The sequence below is a fragment of the Roseimaritima sediminicola genome, from assembly GCF_009618275.1.
Taxonomy (GTDB): domain Bacteria; phylum Planctomycetota; class Planctomycetia; order Pirellulales; family Pirellulaceae; genus Roseimaritima; species Roseimaritima sediminicola.
On sequence record NZ_WIAD01000006.1, the window covers coordinates 82449 to 100000 of the forward strand.

Here is a 17552-nt window from a genome sequence, read left to right on the forward strand (position 1 = left end):
CAAGATGGAACGGTTGAGAAACGTATGGAATTCCTTCTCCTTCGTCGGCTTGGTCATCGCGATTCTGTTCTTCGCCGTCTCTGTGACGCCCTCGTTGTTGCCGCGGACGCCGTGGACGCAGGGGGCCTTGTCGGGGTTCGCCCTGGCGGTCGGTTATGGAATCGGCGTGTTGCTGTATTGGATCTACCGGTTCTACCAGTTGCCCGAGGTCCCCGGCGGCGCCCAGCTGCGCGCCAAGTTCGCGATCGGTGTGGTACTGGTCTTCGTCTTTGTCGGCTTCCTATGGCGGATCACCGTCTGGCAGAACTCGATCCGGAGCCGTATGGAGATGCCGGAACTGGAGACGGCGTACCCGTTTCGCATGGTCTTGGTGGCCCTGGTGGTGGGCGGCGTTCTGGTCCTGTTGACGCGCGCCTTTATTTGGCTGAATCTGTTCGTCGGTGACAAACTGTCGCGCTGGCTGCCTCGCCGCGTGGCCCGCACCCTGGGCTTTGTCGTGGTCTGTTTTGCGGTGATGACATTGACCAACGATGTGTTGATGAGTCGTCTGCTGGCGACCACAGACCAGGTGTTTGCTCGGATCGACCAGACGTTTGACGAAGACTTCGACATCGCGAAACTGCCGGCTGGAATCGGCGACCCGGCTTCGGTCATCGCCTGGGACGAGGTGGGCAAGCAAGGCAAGAGTTTTCTCGTGGCCGGTCCCACGCAAACGGAGATCGCACGGTTTTGGAAACGTCCGGCGATGTCCCCGGTCCGCGTCTACGCCGGACTGAATTCGGCCGACAGCTACGACCAACGCGCCGCCGCGGCGCTGGAAGAACTGATCCGCGTCGGTGGATTCGAGCGATCCGTGTTGGTGGTGGCGACGCCCACCGGAACCGGCTGGCTGGACCCTTCGGCCGTCGACACGCTGGAATATTTGCACGGCGGAGACACCGCGATCGTGTCGATGCAGTATTCCTACCTGCCCAGTTGGCTCACGATTCTGGTCGATCCGCAGCGTTCCCGGCAGTCGGCCGAAGCGCTGTTTCAGGCGGTCTATGAGCACTGGAAAACGCTGGCTCGCGATCGCCGCCCTCGGCTGTACCTGCAGGGGTTAAGCCTCGGGGCCTTCGGCGGCGAAGCCTCCGCGCCGTGGTATACGATCCTGGAGGATCCGATCCACGGCGCCGTCTACAGCGGCACTCCGTTTCCCAGCCAACAGTGGCAGCAGTTGGTCGCCAACCGCAACCCCGGCACCACGCCCTGGCAGCCCGGCATCGGAGACGGTCGCAACGTCCGGTTCACCACCCAGACCAACGCGCTGGGCGACGGAGCGCCGTGGGGTTCCATCCGCGTCGTTTATATCCAGCACGCCAGCGACCCGATGGTTTGGTTCTCGCCCAGTTTGGCCTGGCAGCAGCCCGAGTGGTTGTCCGGGCAGCGCGGCCCCGACGTCTCGCCACTGCTCCGTTGGTACCCGATCATCACGTTCCTGCAGATCGCTTTCGATCTGCCGATGGCCACTTCCGTCCCGGCGGGCTATGGGCACAACTATGCGGCCAACGCCTATATCGACGCCTGGCTTGCGGTTACCCAGCCGCCGGATTGGGACGAAACCAAGACGGCTCGCTTGAAAGCTCTGTTCCTTCGCCAACAAGGGTCCGCGGGACCCTCGCTGGTTCAATCTGACAACTCGCTGCGCGAGGAACGGTCGCCGAACGTTGCGCTGGCCCTGTGAGTGTTTCTGCTGGCGGCACCGTCTTTATGGCAGGTGCTTGCGGTGCGATCGGCACGTTGGCGATCCAACCGCAAACCGGCGACGATTGCCAGCGCGTGGTTCGCGACGGCGGTTGCCTAGTGACCGTCTCGGGCGACCAAGTCACCCCGCAGCGACAAATCAAGGTCCAACAGGTCTTCGTAGGGCCCGAGGTGGATGCGGCGCTGGCAGGGGTGGCGAAGAAAGTGGCCGCGGGCGCGATTCGCGTGGAACTGGAACAGGTCTATCCGTTCGAACGCGCCGTGGAGGCCTTGGAGAAAACCGAAACCCGCCACGCCCGTGGAAAGGTGGTCATCAGCCTCTAGCCCTCAGTCTCGGTCTGGGGCTCGGTCTGGGGCTCGGCTTCGGGCTCGGTCATCTGATAAACGCTGGCGGTGCCGTCGGCGTGGGCCACGGCGAAACGATCCTCGCCGATCAGGTCCAGCCCGCGAGCGGCACGCGGCGTCGCGACAGTGTGGAACGGCTCGTCTTGCTGGCGGTTGTAAAACCACAACGCACCCTTGCCGTTTTTGTGGGCGCCGGCGCCGATCACAAATCCGCTCCGATGGAACCGCACGCCCCAAGCGATGCCTTTGAAATTCTTGGCGGCATGGAACCGGCGCAGCGGTTTGCAGGTTTGCCAATCGAACAACACGATCAGCGGATCCTGGTCGCCGGCGAATCCGTTGGTCAATTTGGTGATCCCCGCACTGGCCCAAGCCGTGCCGTCGGGATCGAACTGCAGGTCGCGGCTGCCGCCCATGTCGGCCGCAAACTTTTTGTCATAACCGGTCATCATGTCCGCGACGAATGTGTGCTCGGGCTGGCCGGTCAGGTAGTTCCACAGCTTCACGCCGCCGACCAGGTCCTGCGACACCAGCAGCGGTGCGGTGGGATGAAACTGTGCCCCGTAGACGTGGCGTGCGTGTCCCGCAAAGACCTGACGCAACGAACCGTCACCGGCGTCCCAGATCTTGACCAGTAGGTCGTTGCCGCAGGTCACCAACCAGCGTCCGTCGGGACTGACGCCGACCCAACGAGCGGAGCCCTGATGGGCTTGGACGCTGTACAACACCTGCGGCTGGTCGGCGGTCAAGTCCCACGCTTTCAGAACGCCGCCCCAGCACGCTGTGTACAGCCGCGAACCATCCGCGGAAAACCGCACCGAGCGCACCCAGCTGTCGTGCCCCTCGAGCGTCCGCTGGCGGTCGGACTGCAGGTCCCACAGCTGGACGTTCAAATCCTCGGCACCGGCGGCGAGCAAGCGGCCTGCCGGATCGCAGGCCAACGTGGTCAAGGGCCGCTGGTGTTTGTATTCCGCGACGACGTGCGTGTGCACAGGATCGACGCTCGCGGCGACCGGTTCCGTTTTCGTTTCGGCAGGATTCATGATAGCAGCTCTCCGATTTCTTCCGCCGCCGGATCGCCGATCGGGATGGAGCGGCCGGGCAAGTCGTGTTCGGCATAGGTATCCAAACCCACGGCCCGCAGGTAAGTGTGAAACAGATGCCCCGAATCGACTTCACGATCCGCCACCTCGGTGCCCTCGGCGTTGGTGGCACCGATGATCGCACCGGGCTGCACCCCGCAGCCGCCCAGCACCGTGGACCAGGCGGTTCCCCAGTGATCGCGGCCGTACTTGGTGTTGATCTTGGGGGTGCGGCCGAACTCCGAACAGATCAATACCAGCGTACTGTCCAGCATCCCGCGGTCGTGCAGGTCATCCAACAGCATCGAAAACGGTTTGTCGAACTCTTCCAACTGTTCAAGATGAAAGTTGAAATTCTCGGCGTGGGAGTCGTAACCGTGATGCGTGACCTTGACGCACGTGGCACCGTTTTCCAGCAACGTGCGAGCCAACAGACAGTACTTGGCAAAGTCGTGCGTGCCGTAACGCTCCAGGTCTCGCGGGGAAGCTTCACCGGCGAAGATCTTCTTGCGAGCCATCAGCAATTCGGCCTGCTTGAAAGCTGCGTCGTAGTTGGCCAGTTCGGCGTTGCTGCGGCGCCGCGCGAACGGCTCGTCAAACTGCCGCCGCAGACTCTCCCGCTGGGCGTCCAGTTCCGGATCCAGCTGGCCGGGCAGCTGCAGATTGTCCGGGGGTTGGACGCCGCGGAGGGTCAATTCGGCATGCTGGGCACCCAGAAACGCGGCCGTTTGATCGTTCAAGCCGCGAGTGGTGATGTGGATGTATCCAGGCAGCGTCGCCTCGGGACCGGCCAGGTACTTCGATGCCACCGATCCCAGATAGGGAAAGTCGCCGGCCGGACGCCCCCGTTCCATATACAACATGCCCTGCCGGTGATCGTTGATCTTGCTGTTGATGCTGCGCACGATCGACAGATGATGCATCCGGCGGGCCGTGTGCGGCAGCAGCTCCGAGATATGCATGCCCGGCACCGAGGTCGGAATCGCCCGAAACGGTCCACCATATCGCGTGCCCGGCTTGGGGTCCCACGATTCCAATTGACTGACGCCGCCTTGCAGAAAAATCTGCAGGATCCGCTTGCCGGATTGCCGCAGCCGATCGGCCTGCATCAACGGCGCGGCCTCCGCCCTCGGAGTGTGACCTGTGGCCAATGCGGCAGTGGCGGCGCCGGCCAGAAACCGTCGTCGCGCCAGGACGTGTTCCACTGGACTGCAGCCTCGGTTGCGTCTCACCGGATTGCTCCCTCGTGCGGATGAATGAATCACCGGCGCGGTTGAATGACCAACACGCGCGGTTCAGTGGTTAAAGCGAAACTCGCTGGACACCAGACTGGCCCAGGTCAATTGTTCGATGGCAAGCCGGCGGTCGGAGGCGGCGTTCAAGTACTCGGCGATGCGGCGAGATTCTTCGGGAAGTGGCAGTCGAGAGTACACACGCAGATAAAACGTCTCGGCCAGCTCGGGCGTCTCCAGGTCTTTTAGGTCTTTTAGGTCTTTTAGGTCTTTTAGGGCATTTAGGTCTGCGACCAAGCCGTCTTCGGTTTTCAACCAGGATTGGATCAGCGGACTATTGCGCAAGAACAGCACCTGCTCGGCCGCGGCATCGAATCGTGTGCTCTGGCCGGCGGAACCGAACATCTTGGCAAACGTGGCGACGGATTTTTGGGCCGCTTCGTCCAGCGGGGCGGTCGGGTCGACGACGCCGGTCGCCTGCATCATCGCGATCGCCAACTGTTCGGCCGACAGCGGTTTTAATCGCGCTACCGAATAGCTGGCTGTGTCCGCAGGCGATCCCTCACTGGCTTGGCTGCTCCGCTGATAGGTGCGCGTCAACGCCAATTCCCGCAGCAGGTACCGCAGATCGTAGTCGTTGTCCAGTAACGCCTCGGCCAACAGATCCAATACCTCCGGGTGCGTCGGGGGATTTTGTGGATGCATCATGTCCAGCGGTTCGACCAGGCCGCGGCCCATCATCAAGGCCCACAGGCGGTTGGCGATGTTGCGGCGAAACGCGCCGTTGGCGTCATCGATCATCGCCTCGGCCAGCCGCAGGCGTCGGCTGTAGGTGGGAATCGCACGGGCGTCCTTGGCCGGTTTGGTCTTGTAAAGCTCCTCGGCCGGCGACGGATCGTCCAGCGGCGGCAGGTCCAACATCCGCGGCGGCGTGGCGTCCGTTTCGCTGGTGAAGACCGACGTGAACTCCACGTCCCCTTCGGCCTTCTCGCCGATCGACGTTTTGCCGCTTTTCGGATCTTTGAACAGATAGCTTCGTGAGAGAAAAGCGGTCAGACCAAAATAATGTCGCTGGAGGTAGTCGTCGACGGTTGGGTGGTCGTGGCACTGTGCACACTGCAGGTCCCGGCCGAGAAAGATGCGACCCAGGTCACGGGTGACATCCTCGCGTCGCAGGTCGCGATCGAGCAGGAACTTGGCGGCCGGCCGTGTCTTCGGTTCGCTGCCGTCGGCCGAGAGGATCTCGCGAACCAGCACGTTCCACGGCTTGTTGTCCAGGACCGACTGCCGCAGATACGTTTGCCAATCCACGGCGGGAACGTGCTTGTCCGCGCGGCGTTCCATCAGCAATTCATCCAGCACGTACTGCATCCGCGTGGCGTGTTGTTCGGAGGCCAGCAGCCGGTCGATCACCTGGGCGCGTTTGTTCTCCGTTGTGTCGCCGAGGAATTCGTGTAACGCTTCGCCACTGGGAAGGCAGCCGCCGAGGTCGAGATAGACGCGGCGCAGAAACGCGGCGTCGTCGGTCTGCGCTGCCGCGTCCGGAACGTAACCCTCCTGAGCTTCGATCAAGGCATCGATCTGTTGATGCAGCGGTGGGGCCGCGGCCAGCGAGCCGCACAGGGCCGTCATCAGGCTGACGGCCAGCAGCGTCCAGAGCGTGTGATCGACTCGCATCACAACGGTTGGGGGTGGATGGGGCGGGAGTGGCAGGAAGGCACGCGGCGGCGGAAAGGCGGCGCAGGGGTCCACTATACCCCATCCAGCGGCCGCCGTGGGAACTTTGGGGCGGTGCCTTGGTTCGCGCTCACTCCGCCGGCGATGGAACCTTCACGTTGCGGACGTTTTCAAACGTGACGTTGCGGAGGTGTTCGGGGCCCGAGGGATTGCCTACCGGGTCGGCTGCCGCGCCGTAATGGATCACGTTGGTGATCGACGAATCGACCAGCGAGCCGGCGATCAGGATGCTGTGGCGAGCGCGGCTGATGACGTTGTTGATGAGGATCCGCCGGGTATCGCCCAGCGGCGTCACCCCGCCCCACGCGGGATTGGCGTCGCCGATGCGGACCGCCGCTTTGGCCGGCCGACCGCTCGATGTATCGATCAGCCCGTCGAGGATGACGTCGTGAATCTTCAGGCCGCTGGCATTCAACAGCCGCACGATGTGATGGCCACCGGCGGTATAGCCGCGAACGTTTCGGATCGTGATCGCGCGGATGTCGTCCAGACCATCGCCGCGATTGTTCGGCCGGCTGACCATGATGTAATCCGGACTGCCGGCGGTCTTGGTGTCGTTGACGATGTTGGTCAAGGCGATCAGGTCGTCGCCGGTGTGTCCGGAGATGTTCGTGATCTCGATGTCGTGGCAGCCCTGGCGGAGGTCCAGACCATCCTGGTTCAGGAAGACTTCCCGTTTGCCGTTCACCAGCTTGCCTTCTTCGGCGGCGAATTCGATGTCGCGAATGACCCCGTGGGCACAACGTTCCAGCGAGATCGCCCAGGAGTGCGCGTCCTTGAGGAACAGATTTTCCAGTCGGAAGTGGTCGACGTAGGCCATCAAGATCCCGATGTTTCGCCAGTCGCCGGTCTGGCTGGTTCCGGCGACGCCGGCGTCGGTGCCGTAGGTCCGCTGCCCCAAGACTTTGGCACTGTCGCCGGTGCTGCGCGGATTGTCGGCGCCTTCGAGCGTGACTCGACCGGTTCCGATGATCGTGATATTGTTCAGCGGTTGAATATCGGTGATGCCCATCCCACAGTTTGCGCTGCGGATCAGGTTGTCGCGAGCGGTGTCGGACAGTTTTAAATGGCAGTTTTGCAGTTCCAGATACGTGTTGCTGCGGACCAGGATGGCCGAATCGAGCATCCAGATCTCGCGTTCCCCATCGGCCGTCCGATTGATCCGCGGCACCACGACCGGCTGACCCGTCTTTGCGGCGGTGGCGATCGCCTGATTGATGCGCTCCACATCGCTGCCTTCGAACTGATTGGGGGTGATCTGGGCCTGAGCAAACCCACCGAGTAACAACCCACCGCAGCACAGGACGAGGAAGCCGGTGCGGACGAGAAACCAAACGCGAGAACCATCGATAGCGGGCACGAATCAAACCATCAAAAAGAAAGGGATGCAGACGACGCGGTAATCACAACCTGAGCATGCTAAGCACGTCAGCATAAATCTTTCGGTGAAACCCCGCGACAACACCCTCCCGCGCAGCGGGAGGGTCGGGCTCTTAGGCCCGGGGAGGGCCTTACAGAAACCCTCTCCGGGCCTAAGAGCCCGACTCTCCCAGAGGGAGAGTAAAGCCGAATGAAATGTTGCGACGTGCTTAGTCAAAACCTCGCCCCGCACCACCTCCCCCCGCCTGCGCGCAATTGCCAAGCCTTTTCCTTCTCCAGGCGAGCGCAGCGGTGCGGCTGGCCGGTATCTTTGCCGACCAATATGGCCATGACCGTCGCAGCCGTGGCCAAGGAACTGCCGGCGGCACCGTTTTGTTCGCGGACCGAACTGCTGGAGTACGATCCGCGGTTGCCGCAATAGACTTGACCGCTTGCGCGAACCGTGACCGCGACTAGACCCAGCCGTCGCGGTATTCCCGGCGGAGGAATTGATTGGCTGCAGCGTGGTTGGTGAAGGCAAACTTCTCGGCATCCCAGTACAGCGGTGCCCGCGTCAACGGCTCGCGAAGCTGCGATCGCAGAGCGACGTTGCCCAACAGAATCGCTTCGGTCATCGGGCCGGCGATGTCGAAGTTGGAACCCCCGGCCGGTCCGCCTTTGCACGCTTGGATCCATTCGGCGTGATGGCCTGGCGAACGAGTCAGTTTCTGGGGCGGTGTGCCGTAGTCCTTGGCTCGTTGTTCGGGATACATTCGCCAATGATTCCAGTCGGACATCAGCACGGCATCGTCTTCGCCCACCAGCATGATCCCGTTGGGGCCCAGGACCTCGCCATCGGGCAGGGAGCGTGGACGCTGCGGACGCAGACCCCCGTCGTACCACACCAGTTTCAAAGCCGCTTTGTCGCCACGAGCTGGGAAATGAAACGTGATCATCGATCCCAGCGGGTAGGTCTCGTCATTGACCTGCGTCGACACCGCTTCCACGCTGTCCGGCGCGCCCAACTGAAGGGCTCGGAACACCGGGTCGAAGTAATGGCAAGCGATATCGCCGAGCGCTCCGGTGCCGAAGTCCCACCAGCCTCGCCAGCGAAACGGGACGTAATCCGGGTGATAGGGTCGCTCCGGTGCCGGCCCCAGCCACAGGTCCCACGCCAGGGAATCCGGTACCGGTGGCCGCTCCGTGGGGCGTTTCACCCCTTGCGGCCAATACACATCGGACAACCCTCGCAGCGGCCGGTCCGTCCAAACATGGGCTTCGCGAATTTGTCCGACCGCGTTGTCCATGACGAACTCCTGGACCACACGCGTTTCCTCAGCCGCTTGGGCTTGGTTGCCCATCTGCGTGGCCACGCCGGCAGCGCGCGCCGCCTCGGTCAACTGGCGAGCTTCCCAGACCGAATGGGTCAGAGGTTTTTCGCAGTACACGTGTTTGCCCCGCCGGATGGCTGCCATCGAGGCCGGGAAGTGATGGTGGTCCGGGGTGCCGACGATGACCGCATCGATCTGCGGTTCCAGTTCCTCGAGCATCACTCGATAGTCTTTGAATCGCTTGGCCTGCGGAAACTTGTTGAACATCGCGGCCGCACGGTTTTGATCCACGTCACACAGGGCCACGATGTTTTCCGAAGCCACCGCTTGAATGTCTCCGGCCGCTCGGCCGCCCGCCCCGATCGACGCGATGTTCAATTTCTCGTTGGCCGCATAGGTGCGCGCGGAGCCGGATTTCAGAATCATAAACGTCGACGTCGCCGCACCGGCAGCTTGCAGGAAGTTGCGGCGATTGGGAGTAAAGCTCATCGTCAGGGTGCCTATCAACGAGGGGGAGGTGGGAGGAAGGACCAGGCAGGGCCGCCATTATAGGGCGAATTAGACCAGCGAGACGGCGATGGCTTGCAGGGCGACGACGACCGCCACAACCACTCCCAGACAGCCGATTCGTGAGGCGACCGGCTGGCCCTGACGCTGGGCCATGCGTTCGACGGCTTCCTTGGATGCTGACAAACTGGCACCGGTCGCCTCGCGGTAGCGTTTGACGGCCGCCAGTTTCTTGCCGGATTGCAGCAGGGCCGCAATTTCTTGTTCCGTGGCTTCGTCCATGTTTTCCAAGCTAGATTAGTGCAGAGGTTCTCTGTTGCTACTTGGGGAGAGGTTGCCGTGTCTCGTTTGTTGCTTGCCCTATCTCTACTGGTCGTCGTCGCCGGCCCGCGTCTTCAAGCTCAAGGCTATCACACGCCCGGAGAGTACCGGCCGCATGCCGTCCATCCGCACCATTCGGCCTATCGGCATCACTCGGCCTACCGGCACCACGCTGCGTATCCCCATCATTCTGCCTACCGGCACCACCACGTTCATCCCTACCGCCATGGACAACCGTTTGCCGGTGGCTACCGATCGTCTGGCGGCCTGTCGCAACCTGTACCGGCGGGATATCCTCGGGGTACGACCGGATATCAATTCGGTTTGGTTTACGATCCCTACGCCACGGGCAGTTTCCGAGCACCTGATCTGATGGACGACCCCAGCTTTCGCGCCAAACAGCGGGTCGGTCGGCTGTTTTATCGGGAACCCGAACCGCTACGCATCGCTCCGCCGCATTCCCACGCGCTTCGACCCTAGCGGCCTGTCGATCTAGTGAGCCGTTTAGGCGATAGCTTCGGTTTCGTCATCGCAAAACCGGAGCGTTCGTCCAAACGGCTCACATAGACAAGGCGTTTTCGAATAAATCGACAGGGCGCTAACCCCGTAGGGCTAAACAGGCTGTGGCTTCACGTGTCGCCACGAAGGAACGCTCAAGGCTTCGCGGTTGTTTCGGGACGAACCCCTGCTTGGCGCTCGGCCGAAGCGGTGGTCCGCAAGTCACCTCTGGCGGCATCGACAAACCGGGGACGCACGCCGTAGCGACCGTCCTGTTCGGCGACCGGCAAGCCTTGCGGGGCGCTGCTCGTGGGGTCGTCGATGCAGTACCAATGGTTCCGCGCGAACCGAAATGTTTCCGGCGCGGTGCCGGGACCGATGTTGGCGATCGAGCGGAGCTCGTCTTGGCGATTGACGATCAGGTTGTCAGCAAACACGCCCTCGCGACAAGCGACAAACGGTTCGCCTCGCGATTCTTGCAGGATCCGAAAAACCCATCGCTGCGGGCGATAGATCGTATTGTGTCGAACCACCGCTCCATCGACTCCCACGAAGGCGATGGCCGCTTGGGCTCCGATGATCGTGCAGTCCTCGACCAAAATCTCTCGAGCTTCGTAGTTTGCGTCTCGCGGCCGAAAGTAAGCTCGCCCGGTGCTGCCACCAATGTTCAGTGCTCGATTGCCAGCATGTTCGAAACGACAGCGGCGGACCGCGATGTTCGCACTGCCGCCCTTGGTCTGCACGCCGTTGGCAGGAACGTCGCTGCGAAAGCGAAACACGCATCCGGCGATTAGACCGCGATGACAACCTACCATATCGATCGCCGAACCCGCGTCGCCCCAGCGCCGGATCGTACAGTCGATGACCTTGAAATCGGCCACGCCGGACAGCTTGATTCCGTCGCGATTGCCTTGCGGGCCGACGTCCTCGATCCGCAGGTTTCGCAGCGTAAGGTGATGCGCCGTCTGGCGTCGCTGGCCGCCGTCGTCGATATTCAATCCGTTGCCGCTGGCTGCCCGGAATACCAGATTGCGAAGTTCGAGGTGCGCCGGGGCACTCAGCTGCATGCCGGAGGTGCCGCCGACGAACTCGGGCGGACGCTCGGGGTCGGCCGCAGTCAGCACGATTTTTTCAGCCGCGGTGCCCTGCAAGTTGCCGAAGGCCAGCCCGCCGCGGTACTCACCCGGAGCGATGCGGATCGTCGTCCCCGGCCGAACCGCTGCGACGGCGGCCACCAGTTCCGCGCGATCCGAAACGTCCACCGTCGCCGCCGAAGCCGCCGCCGCGACAGCGACGACGAACGTTGCAGCAAGGGTGGGCAGCAAAGACAACCGGGGCATCAGGCGAAACAGGGACATGGCAGCGTCGAATGGAAGAGGGATAATGCCGTGGGCACAGTATAGTGGGTGCTCTGCCGCCTAGCAGACGAACTCAGGAACGGAAGACGCGATGAACACCGAACAACTTCGAGAACACGTGCTGTTTCTCCTGCGAGGGCGTGGCGCCCATGCCGATTTCGACCAAGCGATCGAAGGATTGCCAAAGGACCTCCGCGGTGCCAAGCCTGCCGGAATTCCGCATACGCCGTGGCGGTTGCTGGAACATTTGCGGATTTGCCAGTGGGATATTCTCGAATACAGTCGCAACGCCGCGCATGTGTCGCCGGATTTCCCGGACGGCCTATGGCCAGAAACCGACGCTCCGCCTTCGGAAGCAGCGTGGGACGCGAGCGTCGCGGCGTTCCGGAATGACCTGCAAGCGATGCAAGATCTCGTTCGCGACCCTGCCACCGACCTGTTCGCCCCGATCCCGCACGGCCAGGAGGGGCACACCATCCTGCGAGAGGCCTTGCTCGTCGCCGATCACAACGCCTACCACATCGGTCAGATGATTGTCCTGCGGCGAGCGCTCGGAGCTTGGTCCGATGAATAGCCGCGATACATGAAGCAGTTCCTGAAGCAGTTCCTGAAGCAGTTTGTAAAGGAAAGGGAGTAGGTGGATGGTCTTTGAGCAGGGGCGCGGCGACCCCTGTATCGATTCGTATTGTTTTTGCACGCAGCGGAAAAGGGAAAGTGAATGTGGCGAACAACCTGCTTTATGGTTTTTCTTTGCCTCGGCTTGATCCACGGCCTGCCGAACGGTTTGCCTCAGAAAGCATGGCAGTGCCGACGGAGAAACCTTTAATGAGTTATGACGCTAACCCAAACGAGGTAGCCTCGGTCTGGGCGCTGTCTGCTCCCGAACGCTATGAGTACCTGGTCAACAAGGTGGCTGACTGGGAGGAAGTGTGGAGCGTTGCTAGTGAGGATTCAGGTTGGGCATTGCTGGGGGATGATCGCGGAGGCGAAGCGTGTCCCATTTGGCCGGCCAAGGCGTTTGCGGAAGCTTGCTGCGTCGACGACTGGGCTGATCGTGTGCCCAAACCCATTGGGTTGAGCGAGTGGCGCGAGAGATGGTTGCCCGGCCTAGCTGCCGACCAGCGAAAGATCGCCGTTTTTCCGCTACCCTCCGACGCGGGCATGATTGTGGACCCGTTGAGGTTCAGCGATGACCTGATCGAAGCGCTTGAAGGATACGAATAAGCATTGCCGTACACCGTCCGACTCCTCTTCGAGCAAGCAAACGGCGGCGGGATTGCCAGCAAACGGGCGGTCCGTAAAGGCGTCGATCTGGAAGCAACGAACTCCCGGCATCGCAACTCTTCCCTGCATAGCAACCCATCCCCGGTGATTTTCTGATAGTGCCCCTGACTCCACCTGGGCGGTTCGCGCTCTCCGGTGATTCTACAGAAATGGACGGAGACGAAAGGAACGCAGACAGGGCCTAACAGGCCGCTCAGCCATCCCCTTCGCTCTTCGATATGCAGATTCCGTTGGTTTGGCATTGGCTTTTCGGCGTGGGGGTTGTAGGCTGTTTAAGCGTAAGCAAGTGGCTTTGTGCCACTGCATGCGACAACGATTGGATTGAATAAGACGCTGATGCGAATCTCGCGTGGTCCAATCGCCGAGAATAATCCCTGAGTGAGGTTCTCAGTTTCTCGCCCTGGTGAATCCTTTTCACCGTCTGCTGCTGACTTATCGGTCCCTTTGACCGTTCTGAAATGCGGCTCGCGTTGTGGGACAACGCATCTTTTCTGAGACTTTCTTATTGGTCCAGAACGCCTCGGTCGGCATCGGTTGCCGGCAACGACGGCATGCGCCTTTTGTGCGCTCCATCGCCGAACCTGGCAATGATGTTCACGAGCGGTCGCCTCGCGTGCCGCACCGGACATCGGGTTCGGATCTGAACCATACAACATAGAAAGTAAAGTACTTGGACACCTTCGACTCCTTAGATTTGTTCCCCCTCGTCCGCAACGCCCTCGCGGATCAAGACTACCAGCGTCCCACGCCGATCCAGGCGCAGACCATCCCGCCGGCCATCGCCGGCCAGGACATCCTGGGTTGCGCTCAGACCGGCACAGGCAAGACCGCCGCGTTTGCGATTCCCATTCTCGATTACCTCGGCCACGACAAGCCATCGCGGATCTCCAAGCAGCCCACCACACTCATCCTGGCTCCCACCCGCGAACTGGCAATCCAGATCGGTGAGAGCTTTCGTAGCTACGGGCGCCACATGCGAGTTCGCCAAGCGTTGGTGTACGGAGGCGTCGGCCAACAGGGGCAGGTTGAAGCATTGCGTCAAGGCGTCGACGTGCTGATCGCGACGCCTGGTCGCCTGCTGGACCTGATGAATCAGGGGCATGTCGACCTCGGGGGCGTGGAGATCTTCGTGCTGGACGAAGCGGACCGGATGCTCGACATGGGCTTCTGGCCCGCCCTGGAAAAAATTATCGCTGCCCTGCCTCGTGACCGCCAATCCCTGTTCTTCTCCGCCACCCTGGCGCCGAAGATTCGGAAGCTGGCCGCAAAGCTCTTGTTCAACGCCGTTTCGATCGACGTGACTCCCGAGTCGAGCAGCGTCGAAGGGATCGAGCAGACGGTGCGAGTTGTCCAGCGAGCCGACAAACTCAAAACGCTCCAAGACGTGCTCGGCCGGGACGGCGTCGAGCGAACCATTGTGTTCACTCGCACCAAGCACGGCGCCAACGCGTTGACGAAAAAGCTTGACCGTTTGGGCATCGCCGCCGCCGCCATCCACGGAAACAAGACGCAGAACGCTCGGCAGAAAGCACTCGAGGCGTTTCGTCAGCAGCGGGTCACCGTCCTCGTGGCCACCGACGTCGCCGCTCGCGGAATCGATATCGATGGCGTCACCCATGTGGTCAACTATGACATGCCGGTCGAACCCGAGAGTTACGTTCATCGGATCGGACGGACCGGACGTGCTGGCGAAAAAGGAATTGCGGTGTCCTTCTGCACGGCGGAAGAGCGTGATGAGTTACGAGCCATCGAGAAACTCATCGACCAGCGGTTGACGCTCGAGAACCCCGAGAGCAAGGCCTTGTTGTCCGATGCGTCTACGGCGGCAAAGCGAGGAGCTGGCAAGCCCTCCCGCGGCGGTCCATCCCGATCCCGCAGCTCGAAACGCGGACCGCAAGCTCGTCGGCAATCGGGACGAAACCACAAAGCTCGCCGGGCGTCCGGAGCCAGAGTCACCGTGTGATGCTCAGTTAGCATCGAATTACCGCGCCCGTGCGACGGGCGCCAACTCAAGACGCGGCGGGCAGCGGTACCAGGATGGGCATACCACGGAATACGCGTCATCGATTCCTACGGAAGGGGAGATCTATTGCAACTCATTCGCACCGCACAGTCTTGGGCTTTGGGCCTGATCATGCTGGCCCTTCGGGCATCGTGCCGCGTTACCCTGCACGGGGATCCGCGAGCTCGTTTGCGGGCCTCCGCCACCCCCTACGTCTACTCGATCTTGCATGCCCATCAAATCTGTGCAGCGATCCATCGGGAAAAGAACACCGCGGCGATGGTTTCCCAGTCCGGCGACGGTCAATTGCTGATCCCTGGATTCTGGCTGCTCGGGATCAAGCCGATTCGCGGCTCCAGCCAAATCATGCAGCAGAGTAAAAATGGGCGCAAGGCACTCACGGAGCTGACCATGCATGTCCAGAGCGGGGCCCCGGCGCTGTTGGCGGTGGATGGCCCGCGCGGACCGCGCAATCGCGTCCGCAAAGGGATTGCGGCGCTGTCTCGAGAGTCCGGTGCGGCGGTGCTTAATGTGGTCGCCGTGCCGTCAAGAAGGTGGATCCTGCGCGGCGCTTGGGATCGCTTGCAGATCCCCCAGCCATTCTGCCGGATCGACGCCTACTTCGCCGAGCCGCTCTGGCCCACGGAGGAGGAGACCGTCGAACAGTACCGCAAGCGGATCGAATCCTCGCTGAACGAACTGGAGCAAACGCACGACGCTGGGGAAGCCCAAATCGCCCGCGACCGCCCCAAGCGTCGTCCGGACAGGGGCTGAACCCAGCAAAGCTTCGAACGGGGACAGTGCATGCAATTGGCTCATGCTAGCTGACAGTGGGCGTCGTTCACTGTCCCCGCTCGTTCGTTTCGCCATGTGCGTGGCTGCTGACGGCACCTCGAGGCCTACCACATTTCGCCATGTACGTGGCTGCTGCGAGCGAGCTTCCCGGGCCGTCCGGCAGATCCTCTTCTTCCAACCATCCCGCCTCGTTGGAAGTGTATGCTGGCACCAATGCTAGTGTTCGGCTCCGAGCCTTCGGGTTGGCGGTGCTGCAGTCGAGTTGTGTTCAAAACAATCACTTGAATGGTACAGCAACAATGTTCATACAAAACATTTTTCGTCTGATTCTTGTCGGGCTGGTAATCACCTGGCTCTTTGCGGAGACGGCGGTTGCCTTTACGGTCAGTAGCGATTTCCCGGGCGGGTCCGCCGAACTTCGAGAACTGAATGCCGCAGAGGGCTATCTGGAGATCGCCCCCGCCTATCATGACCAACGCGGCTGGCCCTGTTGGTGGTACTTTCGTGTCGATGGAGCACAACGCGGCCAACAATTGACGGTGCGAATCACCCCCAGCACGCAGTCATTCCGGGAAGGACGACGGTTGGGGGCGGCCTGGTCACTGCCTCAACGCGCTGCGATCAGCACCGATGATGTTCATTGGCAGCAGACCGAGCCGGGGGAAATCGACCGCCGCGGCGGCACCTACACGATCACGGCTCCCGCGAGTCGCTTCTGGATGGCTTGGGGGCCGCCCTTCCTGCCATCGCATGCGGATGACCTGCTGGAAGCGGTGGCCGCGGACCTGCCGGCAGCGGAGCGGTTCGAGTTGGCGACGACGCGGCAGGGCCGCGCGGTGACCGCCATCCGCTGCGGCACGCCGGGAGCGCCGCATGTCGTGTGGGTGCAGGCGCGTCAGCATGCTTGGGAAGCGGGAAGTTCCTGGGTCGGTCGCGGCTTTTTAGAGTGGGTCGCCAGCGACGCGCCCGAAGCCGTGCGGCTGCGAGCGCACAGCGAAATTGTTTTCATCCCGATCATGGACGTCGACAATGTCGCACTCGGCGCCGGCGGCAAGGAAGCGGTTCCACGCGATCACAACCGGGACTGGGCGGAGCAGCCCCATTATCCCGAAGTTGCCGCAGCGCAGCGTCGTATCGGCGAACTGGCCGAGGCAGGTCGGCTGCGCGTTTTCCTCGATCTGCACAACCCAGGTGCCAATTCAAAACAGCCGTTCTATTTCGGGCCTTACAAAGACGAGCCGATGAGCGCCCAGGGCCGACGCAACTATCAGCGGTTTCTGACCCTGTCGGTCGCGACGATGACCGAGCCGCTGGCCATGGAACGCGCCTATCAGTACGCCTCCTACATCAAGACCGCCGAGGAACGAGGACGGATGAGTCGCAACTGGGTGGCAGACCATAGCGACGACGACGTCGTTGCGCTGACATTGGAAACGGCTTGGAACACGCCCCACAGTACGACGCAAGGTTACATGCACGTCGGCCGAGGCCTCGCACAAACCGTCGCTCGCTATCTGGCCACCGTCGAGGAGACGTCCGAAGAGGCAGGTTCCGGGAAATAACCAGGCTCGCGCCTACGAATGAACGGGGACAGTGCCTGTCGACACATTTACGCTAGCAGCTAGCTACGGAAAACAGGTGTGCCCTGTCCCCGTGTCGGGGTTTGTTTGCCACTGCGCACGAAAAAAGCCTGGCTTTCGTTGGGAAAGCCAGGCTTTTTGATCAGGGAGTGGAGGCGGCGGGAATTGAACCCGCGTCCCGCGATACGTCCACGCACGCGTCTACATGCTTAGTCCTGCGTTTGTGCCTCCTCGAGGGAAGCTTTTCGCGTTTTGCGGCGCTGCAGAACAGGCTACGCAAGCGGCTAGCCCGAAACTTTGTTTAATCCACTGCGTGTCAGGCATGACAGCGGACGATTCGGAATTGTGACTGGCTTTCGGACGACTCCGACAACCCTC

General features: G+C 61.9%; 16 protein-coding genes and 1 other RNA gene (1 of these 17 only partly in view). 8 read left to right on the top strand and 9 right to left on the bottom strand.

Annotated features, from left to right (window positions below):
- Positions 1-4 precede the first annotated feature (4 nt).
- Together GE027_RS05365 and GE027_RS05370 are read left to right on the top strand one after the other, a co-directional pair.
- A complete protein-coding gene (locus tag GE027_RS05365) occupies positions 5-1723 on the top strand; it encodes an alpha/beta hydrolase (protein ID WP_153556155.1) in 1719 nt (572 codons plus the stop codon).
- Positions 1720-2067, top strand: a complete 348-nt coding sequence (locus GE027_RS05370; RefSeq protein ID WP_153556156.1) for a zinc-binding dehydrogenase — start codon at positions 1720-1722, stop codon at positions 2065-2067. Before GE027_RS05365 ends, GE027_RS05370 begins: the two co-directional genes overlap by 4 nt.
- Here the strand turns inward: GE027_RS05370 and GE027_RS05375 are convergent.
- From GE027_RS05375 to GE027_RS05400, 6 genes are all read right to left on the bottom strand, one after another.
- A complete protein-coding gene (locus GE027_RS05375; protein WP_153556157.1) occupies positions 2064-3131 on the bottom strand; it encodes a WD40 repeat domain-containing protein in 1068 nt (355 codons plus the stop codon). The genes GE027_RS05370 and GE027_RS05375 overlap by 4 nt on opposite strands.
- Positions 3128-4402 (bottom strand): DUF1501 domain-containing protein, encoded by a 1275-nt coding sequence (locus tag GE027_RS05380; RefSeq protein WP_153556158.1) that lies wholly within the window; start codon positions 4400-4402, stop codon positions 3128-3130. The genes GE027_RS05375 and GE027_RS05380 overlap by 4 nt, the downstream gene beginning before the upstream one ends.
- A gap of 63 nt (positions 4403-4465) precedes the next feature.
- Positions 4466-6079 (bottom strand): DUF1549 domain-containing protein, encoded by a 1614-nt coding sequence (locus tag GE027_RS05385; RefSeq protein WP_153556159.1) that lies wholly within the window; start codon positions 6077-6079, stop codon positions 4466-4468.
- 130 nt (positions 6080-6209) lie between these two features.
- Positions 6210-7499 carry a glycosyl hydrolase family 28 protein gene (locus tag GE027_RS05390; RefSeq protein ID WP_153556160.1) on the bottom strand — a complete coding sequence of 430 codons (1290 nt, stop codon included), beginning with the start codon at positions 7497-7499 and terminating at the stop codon, positions 6210-6212.
- A 472-nt stretch (positions 7500-7971) separates the two neighbouring features.
- Positions 7972-9318, bottom strand: a complete 1347-nt coding sequence (locus tag GE027_RS05395) for a Gfo/Idh/MocA family protein (protein WP_153556161.1) — start codon at positions 9316-9318, stop codon at positions 7972-7974.
- Positions 9319-9387: 69 nt separating this feature from the next.
- Positions 9388-9618: a hypothetical protein gene (locus GE027_RS05400; RefSeq protein WP_153556162.1), complete on the bottom strand. Its 231-nt coding sequence runs from the start codon at positions 9616-9618 to the stop codon at positions 9388-9390.
- 57 nt (positions 9619-9675) lie between these two features.
- On the opposite strand from GE027_RS05400, the gene GE027_RS05405 reads away from it, so the two are divergent.
- Complete coding sequence (locus GE027_RS05405; RefSeq protein WP_153556163.1) at positions 9676-10137, top strand: hypothetical protein; 462 nt, start codon at positions 9676-9678, stop codon at positions 10135-10137.
- Positions 10138-10310: 173 nt separating this feature from the next.
- Here the strand turns inward: GE027_RS05405 and GE027_RS05410 are convergent, their stop codons facing one another.
- Positions 10311-11513 (bottom strand): right-handed parallel beta-helix repeat-containing protein, encoded by a 1203-nt coding sequence (locus GE027_RS05410; protein WP_153556164.1) that lies wholly within the window; start codon positions 11511-11513, stop codon positions 10311-10313.
- 91 nt (positions 11514-11604) lie between these two features.
- On the opposite strand from GE027_RS05410, the gene GE027_RS05415 reads away from it, so the two are divergent.
- Together GE027_RS05415 and GE027_RS05420 are read left to right on the top strand one after the other, a co-directional pair.
- Positions 11605-12087: a DinB family protein gene (locus tag GE027_RS05415; RefSeq protein ID WP_153556165.1), complete on the top strand. Its 483-nt coding sequence runs from the start codon at positions 11605-11607 to the stop codon at positions 12085-12087.
- Between the two features lie 140 nt (positions 12088-12227).
- Positions 12228-12737 (top strand): DUF2750 domain-containing protein, encoded by a 510-nt coding sequence (locus GE027_RS05420; protein WP_153556166.1) that lies wholly within the window; start codon positions 12228-12230, stop codon positions 12735-12737.
- Here GE027_RS05420 and GE027_RS23705 read toward each other — a convergent pair.
- A complete protein-coding gene (locus tag GE027_RS23705) occupies positions 12657-12866 on the bottom strand; it encodes a PhzF family phenazine biosynthesis protein (protein WP_390621572.1) in 210 nt (69 codons plus the stop codon). The genes GE027_RS05420 and GE027_RS23705 overlap by 81 nt on opposite strands.
- Positions 12867-13491: 625 nt before the next feature.
- Between GE027_RS23705 and GE027_RS05430 the strand changes: the two genes are divergently transcribed.
- The 3 genes from GE027_RS05430 (at position 13492) to GE027_RS05440 (ending at position 17156) form a co-directional block, all read left to right on the top strand.
- Positions 13492-14760: a DEAD/DEAH box helicase gene (locus GE027_RS05430; protein WP_237607301.1), complete on the top strand. Its 1269-nt coding sequence runs from the start codon at positions 13492-13494 to the stop codon at positions 14758-14760.
- A gap of 126 nt (positions 14761-14886) precedes the next feature.
- Entirely contained in the window at positions 14887-15573 is a 687-nt protein-coding gene (locus GE027_RS05435; RefSeq protein ID WP_153556168.1) for a lysophospholipid acyltransferase family protein, read from the top strand.
- A 320-nt stretch (positions 15574-15893) separates the two neighbouring features.
- Positions 15894-17156, top strand: coding sequence for a M14-type cytosolic carboxypeptidase (locus GE027_RS05440; protein WP_162006588.1), 1263 nt, complete (start codon positions 15894-15896; stop codon positions 17154-17156).
- A 165-nt stretch (positions 17157-17321) separates the two neighbouring features.
- Here the strand turns inward: GE027_RS05440 and ssrA are convergent.
- Positions 17322-17552, bottom strand: a transfer-messenger RNA (tmRNA) gene (gene ssrA / locus GE027_RS05445) (it continues 147 nt past the right edge of the window).

What these genes read in the sequence shown, in the direction of transcription:
- GE027_RS05400 (WP_153556162.1), bottom strand. Translation starts at nt 9,618, where the DNA reads ATGGACGAAGCCACGGAACAAGAAATTGCGGCCCTGCTGCAATCCGGC.
- GE027_RS23705 (WP_390621572.1), bottom strand. Translation starts at nt 12,866, where the DNA reads ATGCAGGGAAGAGTTGCGATGCCGGGAGTTCGTTGCTTCCAGATCGAC.
- GE027_RS05385 (WP_153556159.1), bottom strand. Translation starts at nt 6,079, where the DNA reads ATGCGAGTCGATCACACGCTCTGGACGCTGCTGGCCGTCAGCCTGATG.
- GE027_RS05375 (WP_153556157.1), bottom strand. Translation starts at nt 3,131, where the DNA reads ATGAATCCTGCCGAAACGAAAACGGAACCGGTCGCCGCGAGCGTCGAT.
- GE027_RS05395 (WP_153556161.1), bottom strand. Translation starts at nt 9,318, where the DNA reads ATGAGCTTTACTCCCAATCGCCGCAACTTCCTGCAAGCTGCCGGTGCG.
- GE027_RS05440 (WP_162006588.1), top strand. Translation starts at nt 15,894, where the DNA reads ATGTTCATACAAAACATTTTTCGTCTGATTCTTGTCGGGCTGGTAATC.
- GE027_RS05415 (WP_153556165.1), top strand. Translation starts at nt 11,605, where the DNA reads ATGAACACCGAACAACTTCGAGAACACGTGCTGTTTCTCCTGCGAGGG.
- GE027_RS05365 (WP_153556155.1), top strand. Translation starts at nt 5, where the DNA reads ATGGAACGGTTGAGAAACGTATGGAATTCCTTCTCCTTCGTCGGCTTG.
- GE027_RS05410 (WP_153556164.1), bottom strand. Translation starts at nt 11,513, where the DNA reads ATGTCCCTGTTTCGCCTGATGCCCCGGTTGTCTTTGCTGCCCACCCTT.